The sequence below is a fragment of the Paraburkholderia phymatum genome, assembly GCF_040965635.1.
GTDB lineage: Bacteria > Pseudomonadota > Gammaproteobacteria > Burkholderiales > Burkholderiaceae > Paraburkholderia > Paraburkholderia phymatum_B.
This window is the reverse complement of sequence record NZ_JBFRCH010000002.1, coordinates 163,893-184,671: the sequence shown is the minus strand read 5'-3', so window position 1 is coordinate 184,671 and position 20,779 is coordinate 163,893. Positions and strand designations below refer to the sequence as shown.

17 protein-coding genes and 1 tRNA gene are annotated in these 20,779 nt (G+C 64.0%); 5 read left to right on the top strand and 13 right to left on the bottom strand.

Annotated elements, in window-relative coordinates; translation table 11 throughout:
- Positions 1-19: 19 nt before the first annotated feature.
- The 6 genes from AB4Y32_RS04230 to AB4Y32_RS04205 all read right to left on the bottom strand — a co-directional run bounded on the left by AB4Y32_RS04230 (position 20) and on the right by AB4Y32_RS04205 (position 4,042).
- Positions 20-466 (bottom strand): very short patch repair endonuclease, encoded by a 447-nt coding sequence (locus AB4Y32_RS04230; RefSeq protein ID WP_368720127.1) that lies wholly within the window; start codon positions 464-466, stop codon positions 20-22.
- The gene (gene dcm / locus AB4Y32_RS04225) at positions 466-1,764 is read right to left on the bottom strand and encodes a DNA (cytosine-5-)-methyltransferase (protein WP_368720126.1); all 1,299 of its coding nucleotides are present in this window, start codon (positions 1,762-1,764) and stop codon (positions 466-468) included. Before dcm ends, AB4Y32_RS04230 begins: the two co-directional genes overlap by 1 nt.
- Before the next feature lie 322 nt (positions 1,765-2,086).
- On the bottom strand, positions 2,087-2,410 hold the full coding sequence (locus AB4Y32_RS04220) for a hypothetical protein (RefSeq protein WP_368720125.1): 324 nt from the start codon (positions 2,408-2,410) through the stop codon (positions 2,087-2,089).
- Positions 2,411-2,886: 476 nt separating this feature from the next.
- Positions 2,887-3,177 (bottom strand): hypothetical protein, encoded by a 291-nt coding sequence (locus tag AB4Y32_RS04215; protein WP_368720124.1) that lies wholly within the window; start codon positions 3,175-3,177, stop codon positions 2,887-2,889.
- A gap of 488 nt (positions 3,178-3,665) precedes the next feature.
- Positions 3,666-3,740: transfer RNA gene (locus tag AB4Y32_RS04210), tRNA-Arg, on the bottom strand.
- Positions 3,741-3,850: 110 nt separating this feature from the next.
- Positions 3,851-4,042 carry a rubredoxin gene (locus AB4Y32_RS04205; RefSeq protein WP_407670772.1) on the bottom strand — a complete coding sequence of 64 codons (192 nt, stop codon included), beginning with the start codon at positions 4,040-4,042 and terminating at the stop codon, positions 3,851-3,853.
- A 273-nt stretch (positions 4,043-4,315) separates the two neighbouring features.
- Here AB4Y32_RS04205 and AB4Y32_RS04200 point away from each other — a divergent pair, with 273 nt between their 5' ends.
- On the top strand, positions 4,316-4,717 hold the full coding sequence (locus tag AB4Y32_RS04200) for a DUF4399 domain-containing protein (protein WP_368720123.1): 402 nt from the start codon (positions 4,316-4,318) through the stop codon (positions 4,715-4,717).
- Positions 4,718-4,961: 244 nt separating this feature from the next.
- Positions 4,962-6,887 (top strand): ATP-binding cassette domain-containing protein, encoded by a 1,926-nt coding sequence (locus tag AB4Y32_RS04195; protein WP_368720540.1) that lies wholly within the window; start codon positions 4,962-4,964, stop codon positions 6,885-6,887.
- A gap of 22 nt (positions 6,888-6,909) precedes the next feature.
- Here AB4Y32_RS04195 and AB4Y32_RS04190 read toward each other — a convergent pair whose 3' ends face one another.
- Complete coding sequence (locus AB4Y32_RS04190) at positions 6,910-7,065, bottom strand: DUF86 domain-containing protein (RefSeq protein WP_368720122.1); 156 nt, start codon at positions 7,063-7,065, stop codon at positions 6,910-6,912.
- A 315-nt stretch (positions 7,066-7,380) separates the two neighbouring features.
- Between AB4Y32_RS04190 and AB4Y32_RS04185 the strand changes: the two genes are divergently transcribed.
- From AB4Y32_RS04185 to AB4Y32_RS04175, 3 genes are all read left to right on the top strand, one after another.
- The gene (locus AB4Y32_RS04185) at positions 7,381-9,366 is read left to right on the top strand and encodes a DNA topoisomerase IV subunit B (RefSeq protein ID WP_368720121.1); all 1,986 of its coding nucleotides are present in this window, start codon (positions 7,381-7,383) and stop codon (positions 9,364-9,366) included.
- Between the two features lie 82 nt (positions 9,367-9,448).
- Positions 9,449-11,767, top strand: a complete 2,319-nt coding sequence (parC, locus tag AB4Y32_RS04180; protein ID WP_368720120.1) for a DNA topoisomerase IV subunit A — start codon at positions 9,449-9,451, stop codon at positions 11,765-11,767.
- A 298-nt stretch (positions 11,768-12,065) separates the two neighbouring features.
- Positions 12,066-12,524 carry a CopD family protein gene (locus AB4Y32_RS04175; protein WP_087734477.1) on the top strand — a complete coding sequence of 153 codons (459 nt, stop codon included), beginning with the start codon at positions 12,066-12,068 and terminating at the stop codon, positions 12,522-12,524.
- A 136-nt stretch (positions 12,525-12,660) separates the two neighbouring features.
- On the opposite strand, the gene AB4Y32_RS04170 is transcribed toward AB4Y32_RS04175, so the two are convergent.
- From AB4Y32_RS04170 to AB4Y32_RS04145, 6 genes are all read right to left on the bottom strand, one after another.
- Positions 12,661-13,896 (bottom strand): chromate transporter, encoded by a 1,236-nt coding sequence (locus tag AB4Y32_RS04170; RefSeq protein ID WP_368720119.1) that lies wholly within the window; start codon positions 13,894-13,896, stop codon positions 12,661-12,663.
- Positions 13,897-14,088: 192 nt separating this feature from the next.
- Positions 14,089-16,458, bottom strand: a complete 2,370-nt coding sequence (locus AB4Y32_RS04165) for a bifunctional diguanylate cyclase/phosphodiesterase (RefSeq protein ID WP_368720118.1) — start codon at positions 16,456-16,458, stop codon at positions 14,089-14,091.
- 516 nt (positions 16,459-16,974) lie between these two features.
- Entirely contained in the window at positions 16,975-17,865 is an 891-nt protein-coding gene (locus AB4Y32_RS04160) for a PhzF family phenazine biosynthesis protein (RefSeq protein ID WP_368720117.1), read from the bottom strand.
- Between the two features lie 219 nt (positions 17,866-18,084).
- Positions 18,085-18,549, bottom strand: a complete 465-nt coding sequence (locus AB4Y32_RS04155) for a RidA family protein (RefSeq protein WP_090864494.1) — start codon at positions 18,547-18,549, stop codon at positions 18,085-18,087.
- Between the two features lie 44 nt (positions 18,550-18,593).
- Positions 18,594-19,790: a PLP-dependent aminotransferase family protein gene (locus AB4Y32_RS04150; protein WP_368720116.1), complete on the bottom strand. Its 1,197-nt coding sequence runs from the start codon at positions 19,788-19,790 to the stop codon at positions 18,594-18,596.
- A gap of 65 nt (positions 19,791-19,855) precedes the next feature.
- A complete protein-coding gene (locus tag AB4Y32_RS04145) occupies positions 19,856-20,761 on the bottom strand; it encodes a DMT family transporter (RefSeq protein WP_368720115.1) in 906 nt (301 codons plus the stop codon).
- Positions 20,762-20,779 lie beyond the last annotated feature (18 nt).

The window sequence follows — 20,779 nt, the reverse complement described above, 5'->3', positions numbered from 1 at the left end:
CGCTGCGGCAAGCGGTGCGTCAGGCGCGTTCTTCGTGCAGCGGCGTGTCGCCGTGCAGCCAGTCGATCAGACGTTGCAGAACGCCGTCGATATCCCGGTTCGCTCCGCGCAACGCGCATTCCCACACCGTCGCGACGCGCCAGCCGCCATCGAGAAGCGCGGCCTGGGCCTTCGCATCGTTGGCGCGGTTGCGGCCGATTTTTTCGCGCCAGAAGTCCGGGCGCGTCGACGGCCATTTGAAGAGATGACAATCGTGACCGTGCCAGAAGCAGCCATGCACGAAGATCACCGCGCGGTAGCGCGGCAGCACGATGTCGGGACGGCCGGGCAGATCGCGCGCGTCGAGGCGGAAGCGGAAGCCGCGCCGATGCAGCAGGCTGCGGATCAGAACCTCGGGCTTCGTGTTGCGTCCGCGAATGCCGGACATCATCCGGCTGCGCGTGGCGGCGTCGACGATATCGATCATCAGGCGGCCAGCTCCACCGCGCCGTCCGCGTGCGCCTCACGCGTGAGCGCCAGCACATGCGGCAGCATGATCCGCGCGACTTCGCGCATCACGGGCACCACGACGCTGTTGCCGAACTGGCGGTACGCCTGCGTGTCGCTGACGGGAATGCGGTATGTGTCGGGAAAGCCCATCAGGCGCGCGCACTCGCGCGGCGTCAGGCGGCGCGGGCGCTGCCGCTCGCCCTGATAGACGAGAATCTCCGAGCCGTCCTTGTGATACCGCGCCGACAGCGTGCGCGTTACGCTTTGCGGATACGCCATCCCGTAGCCGAAGCCGTTGCCCGCTGCGCGATGCTTGTCCGCGTAGCTCTTCAGGTAGGTCCAGAGCTTGGGCGTCAGCGTGTACTTCGGCTGAACCTGGCGGGCGGCGTGATCGAAGAAACGCTCGGCATCCCACGGCAGGACGGGTTCCGTGCCATCCGTCCGGTGCAGGATCGACGCGAGACGCGGCCCTTCTTCGGGCAGCCGCAGATCATCCCACGTGAACGATGTCTTGCCGCGAAAGCCGACGATGATGATCCGCTCGCGATGCTGCGGCGTGAAATGCGCACCGTCGATCACGCGGTAGTGCACTTCGTAGCCGAGTTCGTCGCGCAGCGTTTGCAGGATCACGTCGAAGGTGCGGCCCTTGTCGTGCGACAGAAGGTTCTTCACGTTTTCCAGCAGAAACGCAGCGGGGCGGCGCGCGGCGATGATGCGCGCGACGTCGAAAAAGAGCGTGCCCTGCGTCGCGCACTCGAAGCCGTGCGGGCGGCCGAGCGCGTTCTTCTTGCTGACGCCCGCGATCGAAAACGGCTGGCATGGAAAGCCGCCGAGCAGGATGTCGTGTGCGGGGACGTCTTCGGCGGGAAAGGTGACGATGTCGCCGATCAGCGCGTGTTGTTCTGCGCCTTCATGTCCCGCGGGTTCGTCGCGGAAATTCTCGCGATACGTCTTCTGCGAGAAATCGTTCCATTCGCTCGTGAACACGCACTGTGCGCCGTGTGTCTCGAAGCCCATGCGGATTCCGCCGATGCCCGCGAACAGATCGATGAAGCGCAGGCCCGAATGATCGCCAGTTGGTGGCGAGGCGCCTCGCCCGGCCGTCGAATACAGCAGCGCGCGCAGCGACGGTTCGAGCATCGCGGGACAAGGCGTTTCGCCTTTTTCCCAGCGGCGCACCGTCTTGATGTCCTTGCCGACATGCGCGGCGATTTCTTTTTGTGTGAAGCGGGTGCGCGCCTGCTTCAGCAGGTCGAGCGGCGAAGCCTGGGTCACAGGAGTCCTTGCTGGGTATTTTTGCGGACATTATGACCGATTAATGTCCCCAATTTGCGGTCGCTGTGCGATCGGCGGAGAAAATACCCAGCTTGAATGTTTTGACGCCTGGATGTCTTGACGGCGGCGACATGGGAAGGGGCAGCCCCGGCGGCGCGCCAGCTCGCGCTGTCGTCGTGCCGCCGGGTGTTCGCGCTGCCGCGAGCAGCATCGTGGATGGACGCGCGTGGCGGGTCAACCAATGTCAAATGCGCGAAGCGCGTTCGCCCTGCGGCTGGGCTGCCAGCCGCTTGTGGTCACACTCGTCGTCGTACTCGCGCGCTCAGCGCCGGCGGCGCACGCGATGCCGGTTCGAGTCGCGCGACGCCGCGGGCCGCGCGGTCGCCGCCGGCAGCGGCGCCAGCTCCTTTGCGCAGAGGTCGTCGAGTTGCAACAGCAAGTCGTCGATCGCGCAAAGTTGTGAGTTGGTCAGATGCTCGGCTTCGAGCAGCTCGAAGAGCCGCTTGCGCCAGTAGGCGGCTGGGAGAATTGCCCCACCCAGGTCGCCGTGCATTGAAGGCCGCATGACGCGGGCTATGTGCGCGATGTCCTGATCGATCAGAGTCGATTTGAACGATCCCGCCGACGAAGTGAGGAAGTTGTCCATGCCCGCACTACGGCAGGGGCCGGGAAAACTTTAGGGTTCCGTGAAAGTATTTTTTTCGGTCCAGCCGGCGCGCCGATGTGGACGGCGTTCGCCTGTCCCGCCTGGCCGACTTATGTCAGCATCAGCGCGAGGCTGCACGTGAGCACGACGATCATCAGGCCAGCGGCGACAGCGAGGTTGTATGGGTAGGGCATCTCGTCAACCTGACGTCTCGGAGGAGTGACGAAATGATAAGAGGATGCCGCCCGCTCGTCCTCGGACAAACAGCGGGTTAGGTGGGAGAGCGCACACTGGTTGGCGGCGCGGGGGATTCGGGGCTGGGCTGGCGGGACTTAGGTGCTGGCTGGCGTGCGTGGCATTTTCTTACCGCCTCGTGCCCGGGGGCTCGGGTGGCTGCGTGGCGGGTTCGGTGCTCTTGAGGACGGCCGCGGCGCGTCTCAGCGGCGCGAACGGGCAGCGCGCCGCTGGACGGTGTGTCAGGCCGGCTCGTCGGGATTGGCCGGATTCGTCGGATTGGCGGGCGGCTTGGCGGCGGCGCCTTCGAGGAATCGTCGTGTCGCTTCGAACGATTGCAGCATCTGTTCCGGCCACGGCGTTTGCAGCATCACCGCCTGATGATTCTCGAACGCCGAGTTCAGCAGCTTCGACAGCTCGGGCGAACTCAGATGGCGCAGCAGCACGCTGACGGCGATGGCCGTCGCCTGGCTTGCTCCCGCCGTTTGCAGTTCGGAAGCGGTGAGGGCGGCGACTTGCTTGTTGATGTCCATGGATAGTGTCCTTCGTAGTCCTCGCGCGTTGCGCAAAGTGCGTGATTTTGTCACGGACGGTCGACGCCGACCCGACGCGTGCAGTCCGCGAAACCGCCGCACGATCCGCGCCACGCCGTCGTCTGCGGCGTAGCGCCCCTTTTGCTATCAAAAAGGCAACGGTGTTTTGGCAATTCCGGTAATTCTCTCTGCGCGGCGAGCCGGTAGACTCAAGCCGGATATTTCGCTTTGGAGCCGATCATGCTCGTTACCTTTTTTGTGCTCTGGCCGCTTGCGGCTGCGTCGCTGTTCGCGCTCAGCCGATTCTTCGATCGTCGGGACCAACGGCAACTGGCGCCGGTTCGGATCTCGCGCCGACGCTAGACGAAGCATCGCTGTGGAAGTCTCGGCGTCCGATGCGACGCCGGCATTGCAGCCAATAAAAAACCCGCACGGCGTGAGCCGTTGCGGGTTTTTTATTGGGCGCCTTCCGTCACCGAACTGGTGTCTGGTCCCCCCGACAGGAATCGAACCTGTATCTAGCGCTTAGGAGGCACTCGTTCTATCCATTGAACTACGGGGAGGAGCCGCCGACGAGCGCAGAGTATAACGCACGGCGGAACGGTTCGGAGACTGGCGGGGGCATCAGCCGATCAGCGCCACCTCGCCGCCACGCCAGCGCCCGTCGATCTGCTCAGAACTCGACGACGGCGAATTCCGCCTTGCCGACGTCGCACAGCGGGCAGCGCCAGTCATCCGGGATGTCGGCAAAGCGCGTACCGGCGGCGATGCCTTCTTCGGGCAAACCTTCTTCCTCGTTGTAGATCCAGCCGCAAATCAGGCAGACCCAGCTCTTGTATTCGATCACTTCACTCACGACACACACTCTTCATCGATTCAACGCAATATCCGCATAGCTCTGCCCCTTTATTGGGCAGCCGGCGGCGACCCGCAATATTACCGGAATTCCCTGGAAGGCTTGAGCTTCCCGCTCCGTTTATCGTTCTAAATCAATGCGAAGGCGCGAGCGGCCGACTATCCGGCCCGCGTGCGGCGCGGTGCGAATGACTATGCTTCGATTGCGGTGGCGCTTTGCGCGGCGGACGCCCGTCGGTGTGCCTTGCGCCTCTCGGGTCACTTTCAACAAGGAGGGAAAACGATGCTGAACAACAGATGCCTGGCCGGCGCAGCGTGCGCGGGCATGCTGGTCGTGTCGGGCGTGGCGCATGCCGCAAGCGTCTCCTTCGTCGAGCCGAAGGACGGCGCGACCGTGAGCAATCCCGTCCACGTGAAGTTTGCCGTCGACGGCATGAAGGTCGCGCCCGCCGGCACGACGACGGAGGGCACGGGGCACCACCATCTGATCGTCGACGGCCAGCCGCTGCCGAAGGGCGAGGTCATTCCCGCCAACGACAAGTCGCTCCATTTCGGCAAGGGTCAGACGGAAACGGAAATCACGCTGCCGCCGGGCGAGCATACGCTGACGCTCGATTTCGGCGACGGCGCGCATCGTTCGTACGGTCCGGACATGAGCAAGACGATCACGATTCACGTGAAGTAAGCGTCGGCGCGAATGCAGCGCTCGCATTTGCGACGCGCCTGGGGCTGACGCTTGCCATCGGCCGCTGCTTTCGCGCCTTTCCGCGCCTTTCGGCGAGACGCGGGCTTCGTGGTCCTTGCATCGCCGCAGCCGACGCCCATGCGATTCGTCCTATGCCATCGTGCCGGGCCGTATCGCGCCAGTGTCCGCGCCATCGACCGGTACAATGAGCGCTTCCGACTCATCGCTGGTTTCTTCATTTTCCATGTCGCTTTACACCATTACGGGCGCGCAACTGGCGTTCGGCCACGTCGCGCTGCTCGATCACGCGGATTTCTCACTCGAAGCCGGCGAGCGCGTCGGGCTGATCGGCCGTAACGGCGCGGGCAAGTCGTCGCTGCTGAAGATCGTCGCCGAACTTGCCAAGCCGGACGACGGCCTGATCACGCGCCAGCAAGATCTCGTGACCGTCTACGTGCCGCAGGAACCGGAGTTCGACGCCGATGTGTCGGTGTTCGACACGGTCGCGGCGGGCCTCACGCACGCGAGTACGCTGCTCGACGAATACAACACGGTCGCGCACGAACTGGCGGAAACGCCGGAAGGTGCGCGGCACGACGCGCTGCTCGCGCGGATGAACGCATTGCAATCGTCGCTGGATGCGACGGATGCATGGAACTGGCGCACGCGTGTCGCGACGACGCTTGCGCAGATCGGGCTCGACGGCGACGCGCGCGTGGGCGCGCTGTCGGGCGGCATGCAAAAGCGCGTCGCGCTGGCCCGCGCGCTCGTCGTGCAGCCGGACGTGCTGCTGCTCGACGAGCCCACCAATCACCTGGACTTCGACGGCATTCGCTGGCTCGAAGAACTGCTGATCGCGCAGCGCGCGGGCCTGCTGTTCATCACGCACGATCGCGCATTTCTCGATCGCGTCGCGACGCGCATCGTCGAACTGGATCGTGGGCGTCTGCTGTCGTATCCGGGCAATTTCTCCGCGTATCAGACGCGCAAGGCGCAGCAGCTCGAAGTCGAGCGGGTCGAGAACGAGAAGTTCGACAAGCTGCTTGCCCAGGAAGAAGTGTGGATTCGCAAGGGCGTCGAAGCGCGGCGCACGCGCAGCGTCGGCCGCATCGCACGGCTCGTGCAGATGCGCAAGGATCAGGCGGAACGCCGCAATGTGCAGGGCAACGTGAAGCTCGACGTCGGGCAAGGCGAGAAGTCCGGCAAGATCGTCGCCGAACTCACGGACGTGACGAAGCGCTACGGCGCGCGCACGGTGGTCGAGCGCTTCTCGACGACGGTCATGCGCGGCGACAAGATCGGCTTTGTCGGTCCGAACGGTGCGGGCAAGACGACGCTGCTCAAGCTTATTCTCGGCGAGCTGCAGCCGGAAGAAGGGAAGGTGCGCGTCGGCACGAACCTTCAGGTGGCGTACTTCGACCAGATGCGCGCGCAACTCGACCCCGAAAAGAGTCTCGCCGATACGATCAGCCCGGGTAGCGACTGGGTCGAGATCAACGGCCAGAAAAAGCACGTGATGAGCTATCTCGGCGACTTCCTGTTCGCACCGGAGCGCGCGCGTTCGCCCGTGAAGTCGCTGTCGGGCGGCGAGCGCAACCGGTTGCTGCTCGCGCGTCTTTTCGCGCGTCCCGCGAACGTGCTGGTGCTGGACGAGCCGACCAACGACCTCGACATTCCTACGCTGGAACTGCTCGAAGAACTGCTGACCGACTATGAAGGCACGGTACTGCTGGTCAGTCACGATCGCGCGTTTCTGGACAACGTCGTGACGTCGGTGATCGCGTCGGAAGGCGAGGGCAAGTGGCGCGAATACGTCGGCGGCTTCACCGACTGGCAGATCCAGAGCGAGCGTTCCGAGCAGATCGCGCAGCAGGGCACGCCCAAAGAGCCGCCGAAAGAAGCCGCGCCGAAGGAAAGCGCGGCGGGCCGCAACGCGCAGCGCACGGTGAAGCTTTCGTTCAAGGAGCAACGCGAGCTGGAAGCGCTGCCCGACCGGATCGCCGCACTCGAAGCGGAACAGAAGACGATCGCCGCGCAGATCGAGGATGGCTCGATCTTCGTGAAGGATGCGCAGGAAGGCGCGCGGCTGACGGAGCGCTATGCCGCGATCGAAGACGAGTTGCTGGTTGCGATCGAAAGATGGGATGAGCTGGAGAGCAAGGGGAAGTAGAGGCGTGCGCGTGGAGCAGACGTTACGGCGTCTGCTCGCGAATTTCCGCGATCGTCTCTTTTAAAGCGGGAAGACTACGAGTGATCGTTTGCCAGACTACTTCCGGATCAACCGGGAAATACCCGTGAGAAAAATCCGGATGATTGAGTTCGATGTTATGCGCGGCTTCGCCGATCACCTCGAGATTGCGAATCGCTGGCTACAGATTCCCGCCAACCGTCCTACACCTTCCGTCTAAATTGCCCCGCGCATCGAAATCAGTAAAATACCCGCGAACCTGCTTCCCACGGTCGTTCCAGCATATCGTCCGCAATCGGGCACGATGGAAAATCGCGGCAAGCAGAAAGGCACACCAACCGTGCTGCTGCACGCAAGTCGCGCAGCACACACACTCCGTTGTTTCGTTTCGCTTTTTTTGAAAACTCAACGCATTGTCCACGCACATGTCCACAAGACATGTGGACAACGATGAACCGACGGACCCGAACGAGCCATGTCAACGAAAAAGCCTAACGCCGCGTATAGCGAAGCATCGATCAAGGTGCTCAAGGGCCTGGAGCCGGTCAAGCAGCGGCCCGGCATGTACACGCGCACCGAAAACCCGCTGCACATCATTCAGGAAGTCATCGACAACGCGTCCGACGAAGCACTCGGCGGCTACGGCCGTCAGATCACCGTCACGCTGCATGCCGACCATTCCGTGTCCGTCGAGGACGACGGCCGCGGCATTCCGTTCGGCCTGCATCCGGAAGAAGGCGTCCCCGTCGTCGAGATCGTTTTCACGCGCCTGCACGCCGGCGGCAAGTTCGACAAGGCCGCAGGCGGCGCCTATACGTTCTCGGGCGGTCTGCACGGCGTCGGCGTCTCGGTGACGAACGCGCTGTCCACGCGCCTCGACGTCACCGTGTGGCGCGACGGCAAGATCGCCGAGCTCACTTTCTCGCACGGCGATGTTGTCAAGCCGCTGCAAGTGCGCGCCGCGGCCAAGACCGACAAGAAGTCCGGCACGCGCGTGACCGCGTGGGCCGATCCGAAATACTTCGATTCGCCTAACTTGCCGCTCGGCGAACTGCAACGCCTGCTGCGCTCGAAAGCCGTGCTGCTGCCGGGCGTCGAGGTCATCCTCGTCAACGAGAAAACGGGCGAGCGCCAAAGCTGGAAATACGAAGACGGCCTGCGCGGCTATCTGATGGAAGGCATGGCGGGCAGCGACCTGCTGATCCCCCTCTTCGAAGGCGAGCGCTACGCGGAAAGCTCGCGCTCGAACGAAGAGACGTTCGCGGAAGGCGAGGGCGCGGCGTGGGTCGTCGCGTGGAGCGAAGAGGGCGCGCTCACGCGCGAGTCCTACGTCAATCTGATTCCGACGCCGGCGGGCGGCACGCACGAAGCGGGTCTGCGCGACGGCCTCTTCCAGGCCGTGAAGAGCTTTGTCGAGTTGCACAACCTGCAGCCGAAGGGCGTGAAGCTGCTCGCGGAAGACGTGTTCGCGCGCGTCTCGTTCGTGCTCTCTGCCAAGGTGCTCGACCCGCAGTTCCAGGGGCAAATCAAGGAGCGCCTGAATAGCCGCGACGCCGTCAAGCTGGTGTCGTCGTTCGCGCGTCCCGCGCTCGAACTGTGGCTGAACCAGCACGTCGAACACGGCAAGAAGCTCGCCGATCTCGTCATCAAGCAGGCGCAGGCGCGCACGCGCGCGGGCCAGAAGGTCGAGAAGCGCAAGAGTTCGGGCGTCGCCGTGCTGCCTGGCAAGCTGACGGATTGCGAATCGACGGAAATCGGACGCAACGAGCTGTTCCTCGTCGAGGGAGATTCGGCAGGCGGCTCCGCGAAGATGGGCCGAGACAAGGAATATCAGGCCATTCTGCCGTTGCGCGGCAAGGTGCTGAATACCTGGGAAACCGAGCGCGATCGTCTGTTCGCCAACAACGAAGTGCACGACATTTCCGTGGCGATCGGTGTCGATCCGCACAACCCGGACGACACCGTCGATCTGTCCAATCTGCGCTACGGCAAGATCTGCATCTTGTCCGATGCGGACGTCGACGGTTCGCACATTCAGGTGCTGCTGCTCACATTGTTCTTCAAGCATTTCCCTCAGCTGATCGAGCGCGGGCACGTGCATGTCGCGCGTCCGCCGCTGTTTCGCGTCGACGCGCCCGCGCGCGGCAAGAAGCCGGCGCAGAAGCTGTATGCGCTCGACGAAGGCGAACTCGAAGCGATTCTCGACAAGCTGCGCAAGGACGGCCTGCGCGAGTCGCAATGGACGATCAGCCGCTTCAAGGGCCTCGGCGAAATGAGCGCCGAGCAGTTGTGGGACACGACGATGAACCCGGACACGCGGCGCCTGTCGCCCGTCGCGCTCGGCGAACTCGACTTCGACGCGACCGTCGCGCGCATGACGATGCTGATGGGCAAGGGCGAAGCGGCGTCGCGCCGCAGCTGGCTCGAAGAGAAGGGCAACCAGGTCGAAGCGGATATCTGAGCGCTGCGCTTCGTGCGTTCTGAACACGAAATCGGAACCCGAATCACGAAGCTCACGCGCCGAACAAGGACACGGAATCTAGATGGACGACAACACTCCCGATCTTTTTGCCGAGCCGGCAGCGCCCGAGGGCGATGTCCTGACGCTTGGCAACTACGCGGAACGCGCGTATCTCGACTACGCGGTGAGCGTGGTGAAGGGCCGCGCGCTGCCCGACGTCAGCGATGGCCAGAAGCCCGTTCAGCGCCGCATCCTGTATGCGATGAACGAGATGGGTCTCGGCGACAACGCGAAGCCCGTCAAGTCGGCGCGCGTGGTCGGCGACGTACTGGGCAAGTATCATCCGCACGGCGACCAGTCGGCGTACGACGCGCTCGTGCGTCTCGCGCAGGACTTCTCGATGCGCTATCCGCTGATCGACGGCCAGGGCAACTTCGGCTCGCGCGACGGCGACGGCGCGGCGGCGATGCGTTACACGGAAGCGCGTCTGACGCCGATCGCAAAGCTGCTGCTCGATGAAATCGACCAGGGCACCGTCGATTTCATGCCGAACTACGACGGCTCGTTCGAAGAGCCGAAGCTGTTGCCCGCGCGTTTGCCGTTCGTGTTGCTGAACGGCGCGTCGGGCATCGCCGTCGGTCTCGCAACGGAAATTCCGTCGCACAATCTGCGCGAGGTCGCGGCGGCTGCCGTCGCGATGATCCGCCATCCGAAGATCACGCACGCCGAGCTGATGCAGCACGTGCCGGGGCCGGACTTCCCGGGCGGCGGCCAGATCATTTCGAGCGAAGCTGAAATCTCTCAGGCGTATGAGACGGGTCGCGGCAGTCTTAAGGTCCGCGCGCGCTGGAAGATCGAAGATCTTGCGCGCGGCCAATGGCAACTCGTCATCACCGAACTGCCGCCGAACACGTCTGGCCAGAAGGTGCTCGAAGAGATCGAGGAGCAGACCAATCCGAAGATCAAGCTCGGCAAGAAGTCGCTGACACCCGAACAGTTGCAGACGAAACAGACGCTTCTTGGCCTGCTCGATGCCGTACGCGACGAGTCGGGTAAGGATGCGCCCGTGCGTCTAGTGTTCGAGCCGAAGTCGCGCACGATCGATCAGACGGAGTTCGTCAACACGCTGCTTGCGCATACGAGCCTCGAATCGAACGCGACGCTGAATCTCGTGATGGTCGGCGCGGATGGCCGTCCGCGTCAGAAGGGCATTGGCGAGATGCTGCACGAGTGGATCGGCTTCCGCTTCACGACGGTCACGCGCCGTTCGCAGCATCGTCTGGGCAAGGTCAACGACCGGATTCACATCCTCGAAGGCCGGATGATCGTCTTTTTGAACATCGACGAAGTCATCCGCATCATTCGTGAATCCGAAGAACCGAAGGCGGCGCTGATCGAAGCGTTCGGTCTGTCCGATCGCCAGGCCGAAGACATCCTTGAAATCCGGCTGCGTCAGTTGGCGCGCCTGGAGAAGATCAAGATCGAGAAGGAACTGTCAGAGTTGCGTGACGAAAAGGCGAAGCTCGAAGAACTGCTCGGCAGCGAGCCGGCGATGAAGCGCCTGCTCATCAAGGAAATCGAAGCGGACGCGAAGCAATACGGCGACGACCGGCGCACGCTGATCCAGCAGGAAAAACGCGCGACGTTCGAAGCGCGCGTCGTCGACGAGCCGGTGACGGTCGTCGTGTCGCAGAAGGGCTGGGTGCGCGCATTGAAGGGCCATGGGCTCGATCCCGCCGGCTTCACGTTCAAGGCGGGCGACGGTCTCTATGCCGCGTTCCAGTGCCGCACGCCCGATACGCTGATCGCATGGGGCAGCAAGGGCCGCGTGTACTCGGTGGCCGTGTCGCAGCTGCCGGGCGGACGCGGCGACGGCGTTCCCGTCACGTCGCTGATCGAGCTCGAATCGGGCACGCACCTGATGCATTACTTCGCGGCATCGGCGGACCAGGCGCTGCTGCTGGCGTCGTCGAACGGCTTCGGCTTTATCGCGAAGGTCGGCGACATGGTGAGCCGCGTGAAGGCGGGCAAGGCGTTCATGACGATCGACGCGGGCGCGACGCCGCTCGTGCCGATGCCGATGCTGCCCGGCGCGACGCGGGTCGCGTGTCTGTCGGGCGGCGGGCGTCTGCTCGTGTTCGGTCTCGACGAGATGAAGACGCTGTCGGGCGGCGGACGCGGCGTGACGCTGATGGCGCTCGATCCGAACGAAGCGCTGACGCAGGCGCTCGCGATCAACGATGCGGGCCTCGTGCTGCAAGGCACGTACCGCAACAAGCCTTCCGAGGAGCAACTGTCGGGCAAGGCGCTCGCGCCGCATGTCGGCAAGCGCTCCCGCAAGGGACGCGCGCCGGATACGAAGCTGAAGGTGACGTCGCTGCGTCCGGTGCTGGGCGAATAAACCGTGTTAGCGTGAGCGCGCGGAATGGGTAGCCTTCATTCGCCGCGCACGGCATGTTCCCCTGGCCGTAGTACTTTTCGCTGCGGCGCGCGTCATCGCAAGTAGTGTGCTTTGCGAACGCGCCGCGACGAAATCCGTGAGCGGGGTCTCTCACGGCGCAATACAAAAGAAATCAGCGCAGAGAATGAACTGCGCATGACGTCGCGGGTCGAACGCGGTCGTTGGCTCATGTCGGAGCCGACACGTTATCGACCGGGACATAACGGCAGCGCGCCATCATCGGGAAAGGAAAACAAATATGAACAAGGCGATCGAAGTCGCGCTCTTTCTGCATCTGCTGGGCGTCGCCGTGTGGATCGGCGGCATGGTGTTCGCGCATTTCTGCTTGCGTCCGGCGCTCGAAGATCTCTCGCCGCAATTGCGTCTGCCGCTGTGGGAGTCGGTGTTCGGCCGCTTCTTCAACTGGGTGGGCGTGTCCGTGCTGGTCATTCTGCTGTCGGGCGGTTTTCTGCTGATGCAGTTCGGCGGCGGTCACGCCACCTGGCAACTGCACGCGATGGCCGGCCTCGGCATCATCATGATGCTGATCTTCGGGCATATCCGCTTCGCTGTGTTTCCGCGCATCCGTCGCGCCGTGCAGGCGCAGAAGTGGCCCGACGGCGCGCGCGCGGTGGCAACCGTGCGGCGTCTCGTCATCGTGAATCTGGTGCTCGGCATCGTGACGATCGGCGTGGCGGTGCTGTCGCGCGGGTTCTGATGATCGCTTCCGTGCGGTCGTAGCGCTCGACCTTTCCGGCCAAAGCGCCGCCTATGCAACGGCACATGGGCGGCGCTTCTTGCATCGGCGTCGGCATCGGCATCGGCATCGGCATCGGCATCGATGAGGCGCCGCGTCAGGCCACGTGCCCGATATACAGCCACACGCCGCATGCGACGGCGACCGTCCCATACACCGCATACACGGGCAGTTTCAGTTTCGCGAAGCACAGGCCCGAGAACAGCGCCGTCACGAGATAAGACGGCTCGGGCGGCACATGGCGCACGATGCGCAGCACGGCGACGGCGAGAAATGCCGTCGTCACCGCGCGCAGCACGCGCATCCCATGCTCGAAGCGCGCGTTCGTCTTCAGTCGATGCAGATGGCGCTGCGCGAGCACGACGAGACAACCCGACGGCACGAACAGCGCAATCGTCGCGATCAGCGCGCCATGCCATCCTTCGACCAGATAGCCGAAGAACGGCACCACGTTCAGGAGCGGTCCCGGCGACAGCGGCGACAGCGAGAACGCCAGCGTGAAGTCGTTGTCGGTAATGCCGACGGCGGGTGTGACCAGCAGCGTCTTCAGCACGGGCAGCGCGGAGAAGCCGCCGCCGAACAGCGTCAGTCCCGCGCCCGCGAGACGCGGCCATAACAGCGCGACTTCGTAGCGATGCGGCAAGGGCAGCGCGAACGTCAGCAGCAGCACAGCCAGGCCGATCAGAAGACGCCAGTCGCCCGTGCTGAGCGTCGTCGCGAGGCGCTCGCCGCGCGCGTCGCTGTGCAGCCACCCCGACATGAACGCCACGCCCAGCAGGCAGATGTACGCGGCGGGCGTATGCGCGCCGACGAGCGCGATGCACCCGAGCACGGCCGCCGTCCATTCGAGCCGTCCGCGCACGAGCGCGCGCGTCTGCTTGTACCATGTCACGGCGATCAACGTCGCAAGCACGACGCTAAAGTGATCGAGCAACGTTTGCGAGGCGACTTCGCGCACGATCGGCGTGCGGTAGAAGATCGCGAATGCCGTCATCAGCATGAAGAAGGGCAGAACACTCGCGACGCCCGCGACCCATGCGCCCGCGCGTCCGCGCAGCACATGACCGAGCTGGACCGCGACATTGCAGCCGACGGGCCCCGGCACCATCCACGCGAGTGCAACGATGTCGGAGAACGCGAGGTGCGTGAGGCGTTCTTCGCGCTCGACGTAGTGATTCTCCAACTGCGCCATCAGCGCGAGTCCGCCCCAAGATAGCGCGGACAATCCGAACACGACGCGAAAGAGCGTCCAGAGCGGCTCGCGCTCGTCGCATCGTGCAGCTTCGTCTGTGGCTGGCGCGTGTAGCGCCGACATGTGCCGGGCTGGCCGCATGCGAACACCTGTCGGGTTGGGTTTCTTGTGCGGCGCGCGTCGTCGATGGCCGCGACGGCGCGCCGACCTGATGCGCGTTCGAGCGAAACCGTCGATACGCGCCGATACCGTTGATGTCCCGCCTGTATGTCCTGCCTGTATGACGCCGGATGGACTGACGGGAACGAAGCCGCATCGATGCGGCGCCGTTCCTCAGGCCGACTCGTCGCTGGTGCTCGAAGCGTCGCTGGTGCTGTCCGCGTCGTTGCTGTGCGCGACCCGCACGCCGTGCGTGCCGCACACGCCGAAGCGTTCGAGCAGCGCTGGGATGCCCTCGACGGGCACGGGCCGCGAAAACAGAAAGCCCTGCGCCTCGATATGTCCGAGTGCCGCGAGCCACGCGATCTGCTCTTCCGTCTCCGTGCCTTCGACCACCACCGTCAGCCCGAGCGAACGCGCGAGATTGACGATCGCCGACACCATCACGCAGACACTGCGGTCGCCGGGTATGGCCTGCACGAACGAGCGGTCGACCTTCAGCGTGTCGACTGAGAAGCGGTTCAAATACGACAGCGACGAATAGCCGGTGCCGAAGTCGTCGAGCGCGATGCGTACACCGAGCCGCTTCAACGCGAAGATCTTTTCGGAGACGAGATCGGGATACTCCATCATCGCCGTCTCGGTGATTTCGAGTTCGAGGCGGCGCGCGCTGATGCCTGATTCCTCGATGGCCTGCGAAATCGTTTCGTACAGGTCGCCGCGCCAGAACTGCACGGCCGAAATGTTCACGGCCAGCGACAGCGTGTCATAGCCTTGCTGCTGCCACTGCGCGAGCTGCGCGCACGCGGTGCGGATCACGAAATCGCCGATGGGCACGATGAGGCCCGTCGATTCCGCGACAGGGATGAACTCGTTCGCGGGAATCAGGCCGTGCTGCGGATGGTTCCAGCGCACGAGTGCCTCGAAGCCGGTGATGCAGCGGCGCGACAGATCGATCTTCGGCTGATACGCGAGGAACAGCTGCTGGTCGGCGAGCGCGACGCGCAACTGCTGTTCCCACTTCATCAGATGGTCCGCGCGATGCGACAGATGCGGCGAGTAGAACTGGTAGCAGTTCTTGCCCGCGTCCTTCGCGCTGTACATCGCGAGGTCGGCCTTCTTCAGCAGATCGATTTCGCTTTCGTTCGCCACCGAGTAGAGCGCGATGCCGATGCTCGCATGCAGTACGAACGAACTGCCGCGCACTTCGAACGGTTTCGCGAACACGTCTGAGATCACTTCCGCGAGCATCACCGAGCGCTTCTCGACATCGTCGCCCTTGAGCACGACGACGAACTCGTCGCCGCCGATGCGTGAGAGGGCGCCCGCATCGGCGACGGCATCGGCGAGACGCGCGGCTGTCATTTGCAGCACGATGTCGCCGGCGTTGTGGCCGAGCGTGTCGTTCACGGTCTTGAAGTTGTCGAGGTCGATGAAGAGGATCGCCAGGCGCCCGACGTTCATCGTCTGCGCTACGTCGTGACGCAGGCTTTGCAGCGTCGAGTAGCGGTTGCGCAGGCCCGTGAGCAGATCGAACTCGACGAGATGCGTCATCTCGCGCTCGCGTCCGAGCAGCTTGCCGATCAGACCCGTGGCAACCGCGAAGAAGCCGAGCATCGCGAGCGAGATGAAGCTCGCCATTAGCAGGTAGACGTTGCGCGTGTGGTTGTAGTCGGCGAACTCTTCGGCCTGCGACAGACCGACAAGCACGCCGAGCGGATAGCCGTCGATATGCCGGTACGACACGATGCGCGTAACGTTGTCGATCGAATCGACATAGGTGCCCGACACGTGTTCCGAAGTCGGATAGACGCCCGTCGCCGTGAACACGCCCGGCGAGCTTTCGGTGTTGCCCGTGCGGCGCGCGAGCACGGCACCGCTGTCGGAGATCACGGCGATCACGCCTTCTCGACCGATGGCCGCGTTGTTGTAGAAGTCGGTCGTGAAATAGCTCGGGTCTTCCGATACGACCACGACACCCGCGAACGTGCCGTCGGGATGATTCAGGCGGCGCGTCATCTGCAAGGTCCAGTGGCCCGATACGCGGCCGAGCACGGGCTTGCTGATGAAGAGCTGATCGTCGTTCTCGTGCTCGTGAACCTTGAAGTGCTCGCGGTCGGACAGATCGATCGGCTTCGGATTGGTTTCCGATGTGTTCGCGATGAGCTTGCCGCGCTCGTCGATCAGCGACACCTGCACGAGCGTTTCGCTTTGAACGACGCCTTTTTCGACCGTGCTCGTGAGATCGAAACGGCCCGGCGATTTTTCGAATTCGTATTTGACGAAGCGCGTAATCTGATCGATCTGGTGAATGGCCTTCACCGTGTGCTGTTCGAGCGCAGCCGACAAAATAGCGGCCGACGCCATCGCCTCGCGATAAGTCGTTTCCCTCTCAACCGACAGACGCGCGAAGATCACCGTCCACAGCAGCACGAGCACCAGCACGCCGAGCGCGGGAATCGCGAGCAGCGCGCGTCGGCGCGTACCGGCCGGATCGAGACGGTGCCTGACGTCGCGCGCGGAAGATGGGCGGAACTGATTCATCGGATAGACCGTGACCCTGTGCGTTGCGGCTGTGCTTGCGTTTCGGTGCTTGCGTTGCGAACGACTGCGCGAATGTTAAAACCGGCTGCATCGAATGGTTGATATGCCGCAACTGCTGCGGGAAGCAGGGGCGTGGTGGCGAGCCAGACCACCCGTTGGTCATCGGTTACGATTTTGATATTACTGAATGACCAATAATTAAGAAAGGTTTCGCGCATCGGGTATACGCTGGGCTCTGCGGGCATGCGAACGAATCATGCGCGCGTAGCCACCGCTGGTCTGACAGGCGCGCCAGGCGGGCGTTTGAAAGATTGAGTCGAAAATGTCCGGGGTGTCAGGAATCGCGTGAATGGATCGGCAACAGCCATTATGGCAACGAGGCCATTCATGCAGCCTGCATGAATGGCCTCGAATGCGTGGAATGGGTCTTTTGTACCGGCGGGTTCGGGCAACGCTTAGAACATCCAGGTGACGCGCGAATGTCGGTTCCGCCAACAACGCGAACGCTTGCGGCGTTTATGGCAGCCTGAAGGTGCCGTCGACGATCGTCACGGATGCGCCGCCAATCCACGTCTTGCCAGCGGCATCGTCGTAGCGGACGTAGACGTTGCCTGCACGGCCGAGCACCGTGCCTTGGCGCACCGTGTATTGCGCGCCGGGCCGGCGGTTCTGCTGCGTGAGCAATCCTGCCAGCGCAGCGTTTGCGCTACCCGTCACGGGGTCTTCCCCGATGCCGAGGCCGCCGCCCATCATCAGGCAGCGCAGCTCGAAGGTCGCGGGACCGTTCGGATCGTGCGGGCCGTAGGCCGCGATGCCATGCGCACCGACCGTCTTCGCGACATGCTCGAACAGCGCGGCATCCGGCTCGAGCGCGAGACACGCACGGGCAGAATTCATACGGACGACGAGCCATTGCGGGCCGTTGTCGATGCCGCAGGGCTGCGCCGTGTAATCGATTGCATCGCTGCGCAGTGCTCGAGCGAGCGCCGCGTATTCGCTTTCAGCGAGCGGCGTCACGCGTGCGGGCGGGGCGGCGAAAGCCCACACGTTGCGTCGGCTATCCTCTTCCGTCAATTCGATCAGGCCCGCTGCGCATTGCTGGACGATACGTCCCGGCTGCTTCGGTTGATTGCCGGCCTCGCGCCACGCATGCGCGGTGCCGAGCGTCGGATGGCCGGCGAACGGCAACTCGCCGCGGGTCGTGAAGATGCGCACGCGATAATCGGCCGACGGGTCGGTCGGCTTTAACAGGAAGGTCGTTTCCGACAGATTCGTCCAGCGCGCGATTGCCTGCATCTGTTCGGCGTCGAGTCCGTCCGCATCGAAAACCACGGCGAGCGGATTGCCTTTGAACGGCACCGACGTGAACACATCGACCTGCTTGAAGCGAACGGTTTTCTCTTGCATTGTCTGTTTCCTGTTCGGTGCTTTGCCTGATTGCTTGTGCAGCCACGTGCACCGTTCCATGTTGTGAGGGCACAACGTCAACTGCATCCAGCCCGCGCGACGGTGAAGGCACAAAAGAACACGCCGCCGATGACGCGTTCACGTCATCGACGGCGTGTCGGCGTCGAACGGGCGATGAAGGCGCTCGCAACGAGCGCCTATACATGCAGTACGCGCCGCTTATTGCACCTCGGCGATCAGCTCGATCTCGACACACGCGCCGAGCGGAATCTGCGCGACGCCGAATGCCGAGCGTGCATGCTTGCCGCGCTCGCCGAACACATCGGCGATCAGTTCCGATGCGCCATTCGTCACGATGTGCTGCTCGGTGAAATCAAGCGTCGAGTTGACGAGGCTCATCAGCTTGACGATGCGCGTTACGCGGTTCAGGTCGCCGACATGCGCGTGCAGCGTCGCGAGCAGATCGATCGCGATCGAGCGCGCAGCGGCCTTGCCTTCTTCGGTCTTCAGCGTGTCGCCGAGCTTGCCCGCCCAGACCTTGCCGTCCTTCTTCGCGATGTGTCCGGACAGATACACGGTGTTGCCGCTTTGCGCGCTCATCACGTAAGCGGCGGCGGGCGCGCCTGCTACGGGCAGTTCGATGCCCAGTTCCTTCAGCTTGTCATACACATTCGATTGAGCCATGACGTGTCCTCGTCGGTGAATGGAAAGAGTGGTTCGCGATGCGCTTACACGCGCGCGCGAATCAGTTCAGCGAGACGCGCAATGCCTTCGTCGATCTTCGCGGGCGGCACGGTCACGAACGACAGGCGCAACGTGTTGTGCTGCGCCTCGTTCGCGAAGAACGGACCGCCCGGCACGAACGCGACGTTTTGCGCGACGGCTTCTTCGAGCAGCTTCATCGTGTCGATATGCCTGGGCAGCGACACCCAGACGAACATGCCGCCTTCCGGACGGTTCCACGCAACGCCTTCCGGCATGTAGCGTTCGAGCGAACCGAGCATCGCCTCGCACTGGTCGCGATACAGCGCGCGGATCTTCGGCACGTGCGTATCGAGGAAGCCGTCCTTCACGACTTCATGCACGATGCGCTGCGTAAAGCTGGGCGTGTGCAGGTCGGTGGCCTGCTTGGCCTGCACGAGCTTGAAGTGCAGTTCTTCGGGCGCAATGATGTAGCCGATGCGCAGGCCCGGCGCGAGCACTTTCGAGAACGAACCGAGATGCACGACGTGATCGGGCGCCATCGACAGCATCGTCGGCAGCGGCTCGCCCTTGTAGTCGAGCGCGCCGTACGGATCGTCTTCGATGACGGGGAAGGGCGCCGACTTCGCAAACTCCGCGAGCGCGCGGCGTCGCTCGACGGGCAGGCGGCGTCCTGTCGGATTCTGGAAGTTCGGCTGCGCGTACAGAAGGCGCGCGCCCTTCGTCAGTTCGGGCGTGAGGCCTTCGGGGATCAGGCCGTTAGCGTCGGTCGGCACCTGAACGTAGCGCGGCTCGTACATCGAGAACGATTGCAGCGCGCCGAGGTACGTCGGCGTTTCGACGAGCACGGGGCTCTCCGGGCACACCAGCACCTTGCCGAGCAGATCGAGCGCCTGTTGTGAGCCTGTCGTGATCAGCACCTGCGTCGGACGGATTTGCGCGCCGTTCACCGAGTAGCGTTGCGCGACCCATTCGCGCAGCGGCATGTAGCCTTCCGTCGCGCTGTACTGAAGCGCGGCGGCGGGCGAGTCGCGCAGGATGCGGTCGGAGGCCGCGCGCATTTCCTCGGCCGGGAAGGTGGCCGGCGAGGGCAGACCGCCCGCGAACGAAATGACCTCGGGCCGCTCGGTGACCTTCAGGATTTCGCGGATCGCCGAGCTGGTCAGCTTGCGAGCGCGTTCGGACAATTGCCAGGTCGGGGCATTGAGGTCGCTTTGATTCATGGGTCTCCTCGTCGGTATGGCTTGAACAGGTGGTCGGTCAAAAAAAGGATTATCGCGCGAACTCGTCAGGCGGCGCGAACGGGCCGCGCGGCCGTGTGCACGGCAGTCTTGCGGCCGAGCATCACGGTGGCGATCACGGCGGCGGCGAAGATCCACGTGATGGGCGCAACATCCTCGCCGAAGAAGAGCGCCGAAAAGGCCATCGTGAAGAAGATCTGCATCAGCTGAACCTGGCCCACTCGCGCGATGCCGCCCATCGCGAGGCCCGCGTACCACGCGAAGAAACCGATGAACTGCGAGAACAGCGTCACGTAGCCGAATGCGAGCCACGTCTTCAGCGCGACGGGGCCGGGATGCGTGACGTGCTGCTCCCAGCCGAGCCACGCAACGGGAATCAGCAGGAACGGCGCGGACACGACGAGCGCCCAGCAGATGACCTGCCAGCCGCCCATCTGCCGCGCGAGCCGCGCGCCTTCCGCGTAGCCGAGCGCGCCGATGCCGACGGCGACGAGCATCAGCAGGTCGCCCGCCTGGAATGCGCCGCCGCCCGCCTGCAACGCGAACGCGACGACGATCGCGCTGCCCGCGACGGCGCTCGCCCAGAACGCCTTCGACGGCCGCTCGTGCGACAGCCACGCCGCGTAGATCGCGACGCACAGCGGCTGCAACCCGTTGACGACGGCGCCATGCGACGCGGGCACGCTCTTCATCGCCCACGCCGAGAACACGGGAAACGCGATGATCACGCCGAGCGACACGACGGCAAGGGCCTTGAGCTGCGGCCAGGTCGGCAGCTTTTCGCGGCGGATCGCGAGCAGCACGGCGGCGGGAACGGAAGCGGCGAGCGCGCGCCCCAGGCCGTTCAGCAGCGGGCTGAATTCGGCGACGACGATGCGGGTCATCGGCAGCGTCAGGCTGAAGATCACCACGCCGATCAGGCCGAGCAGCATGCCTTGAGTTTCGCGCTTCATTGTTTCCGTCTCTCCATG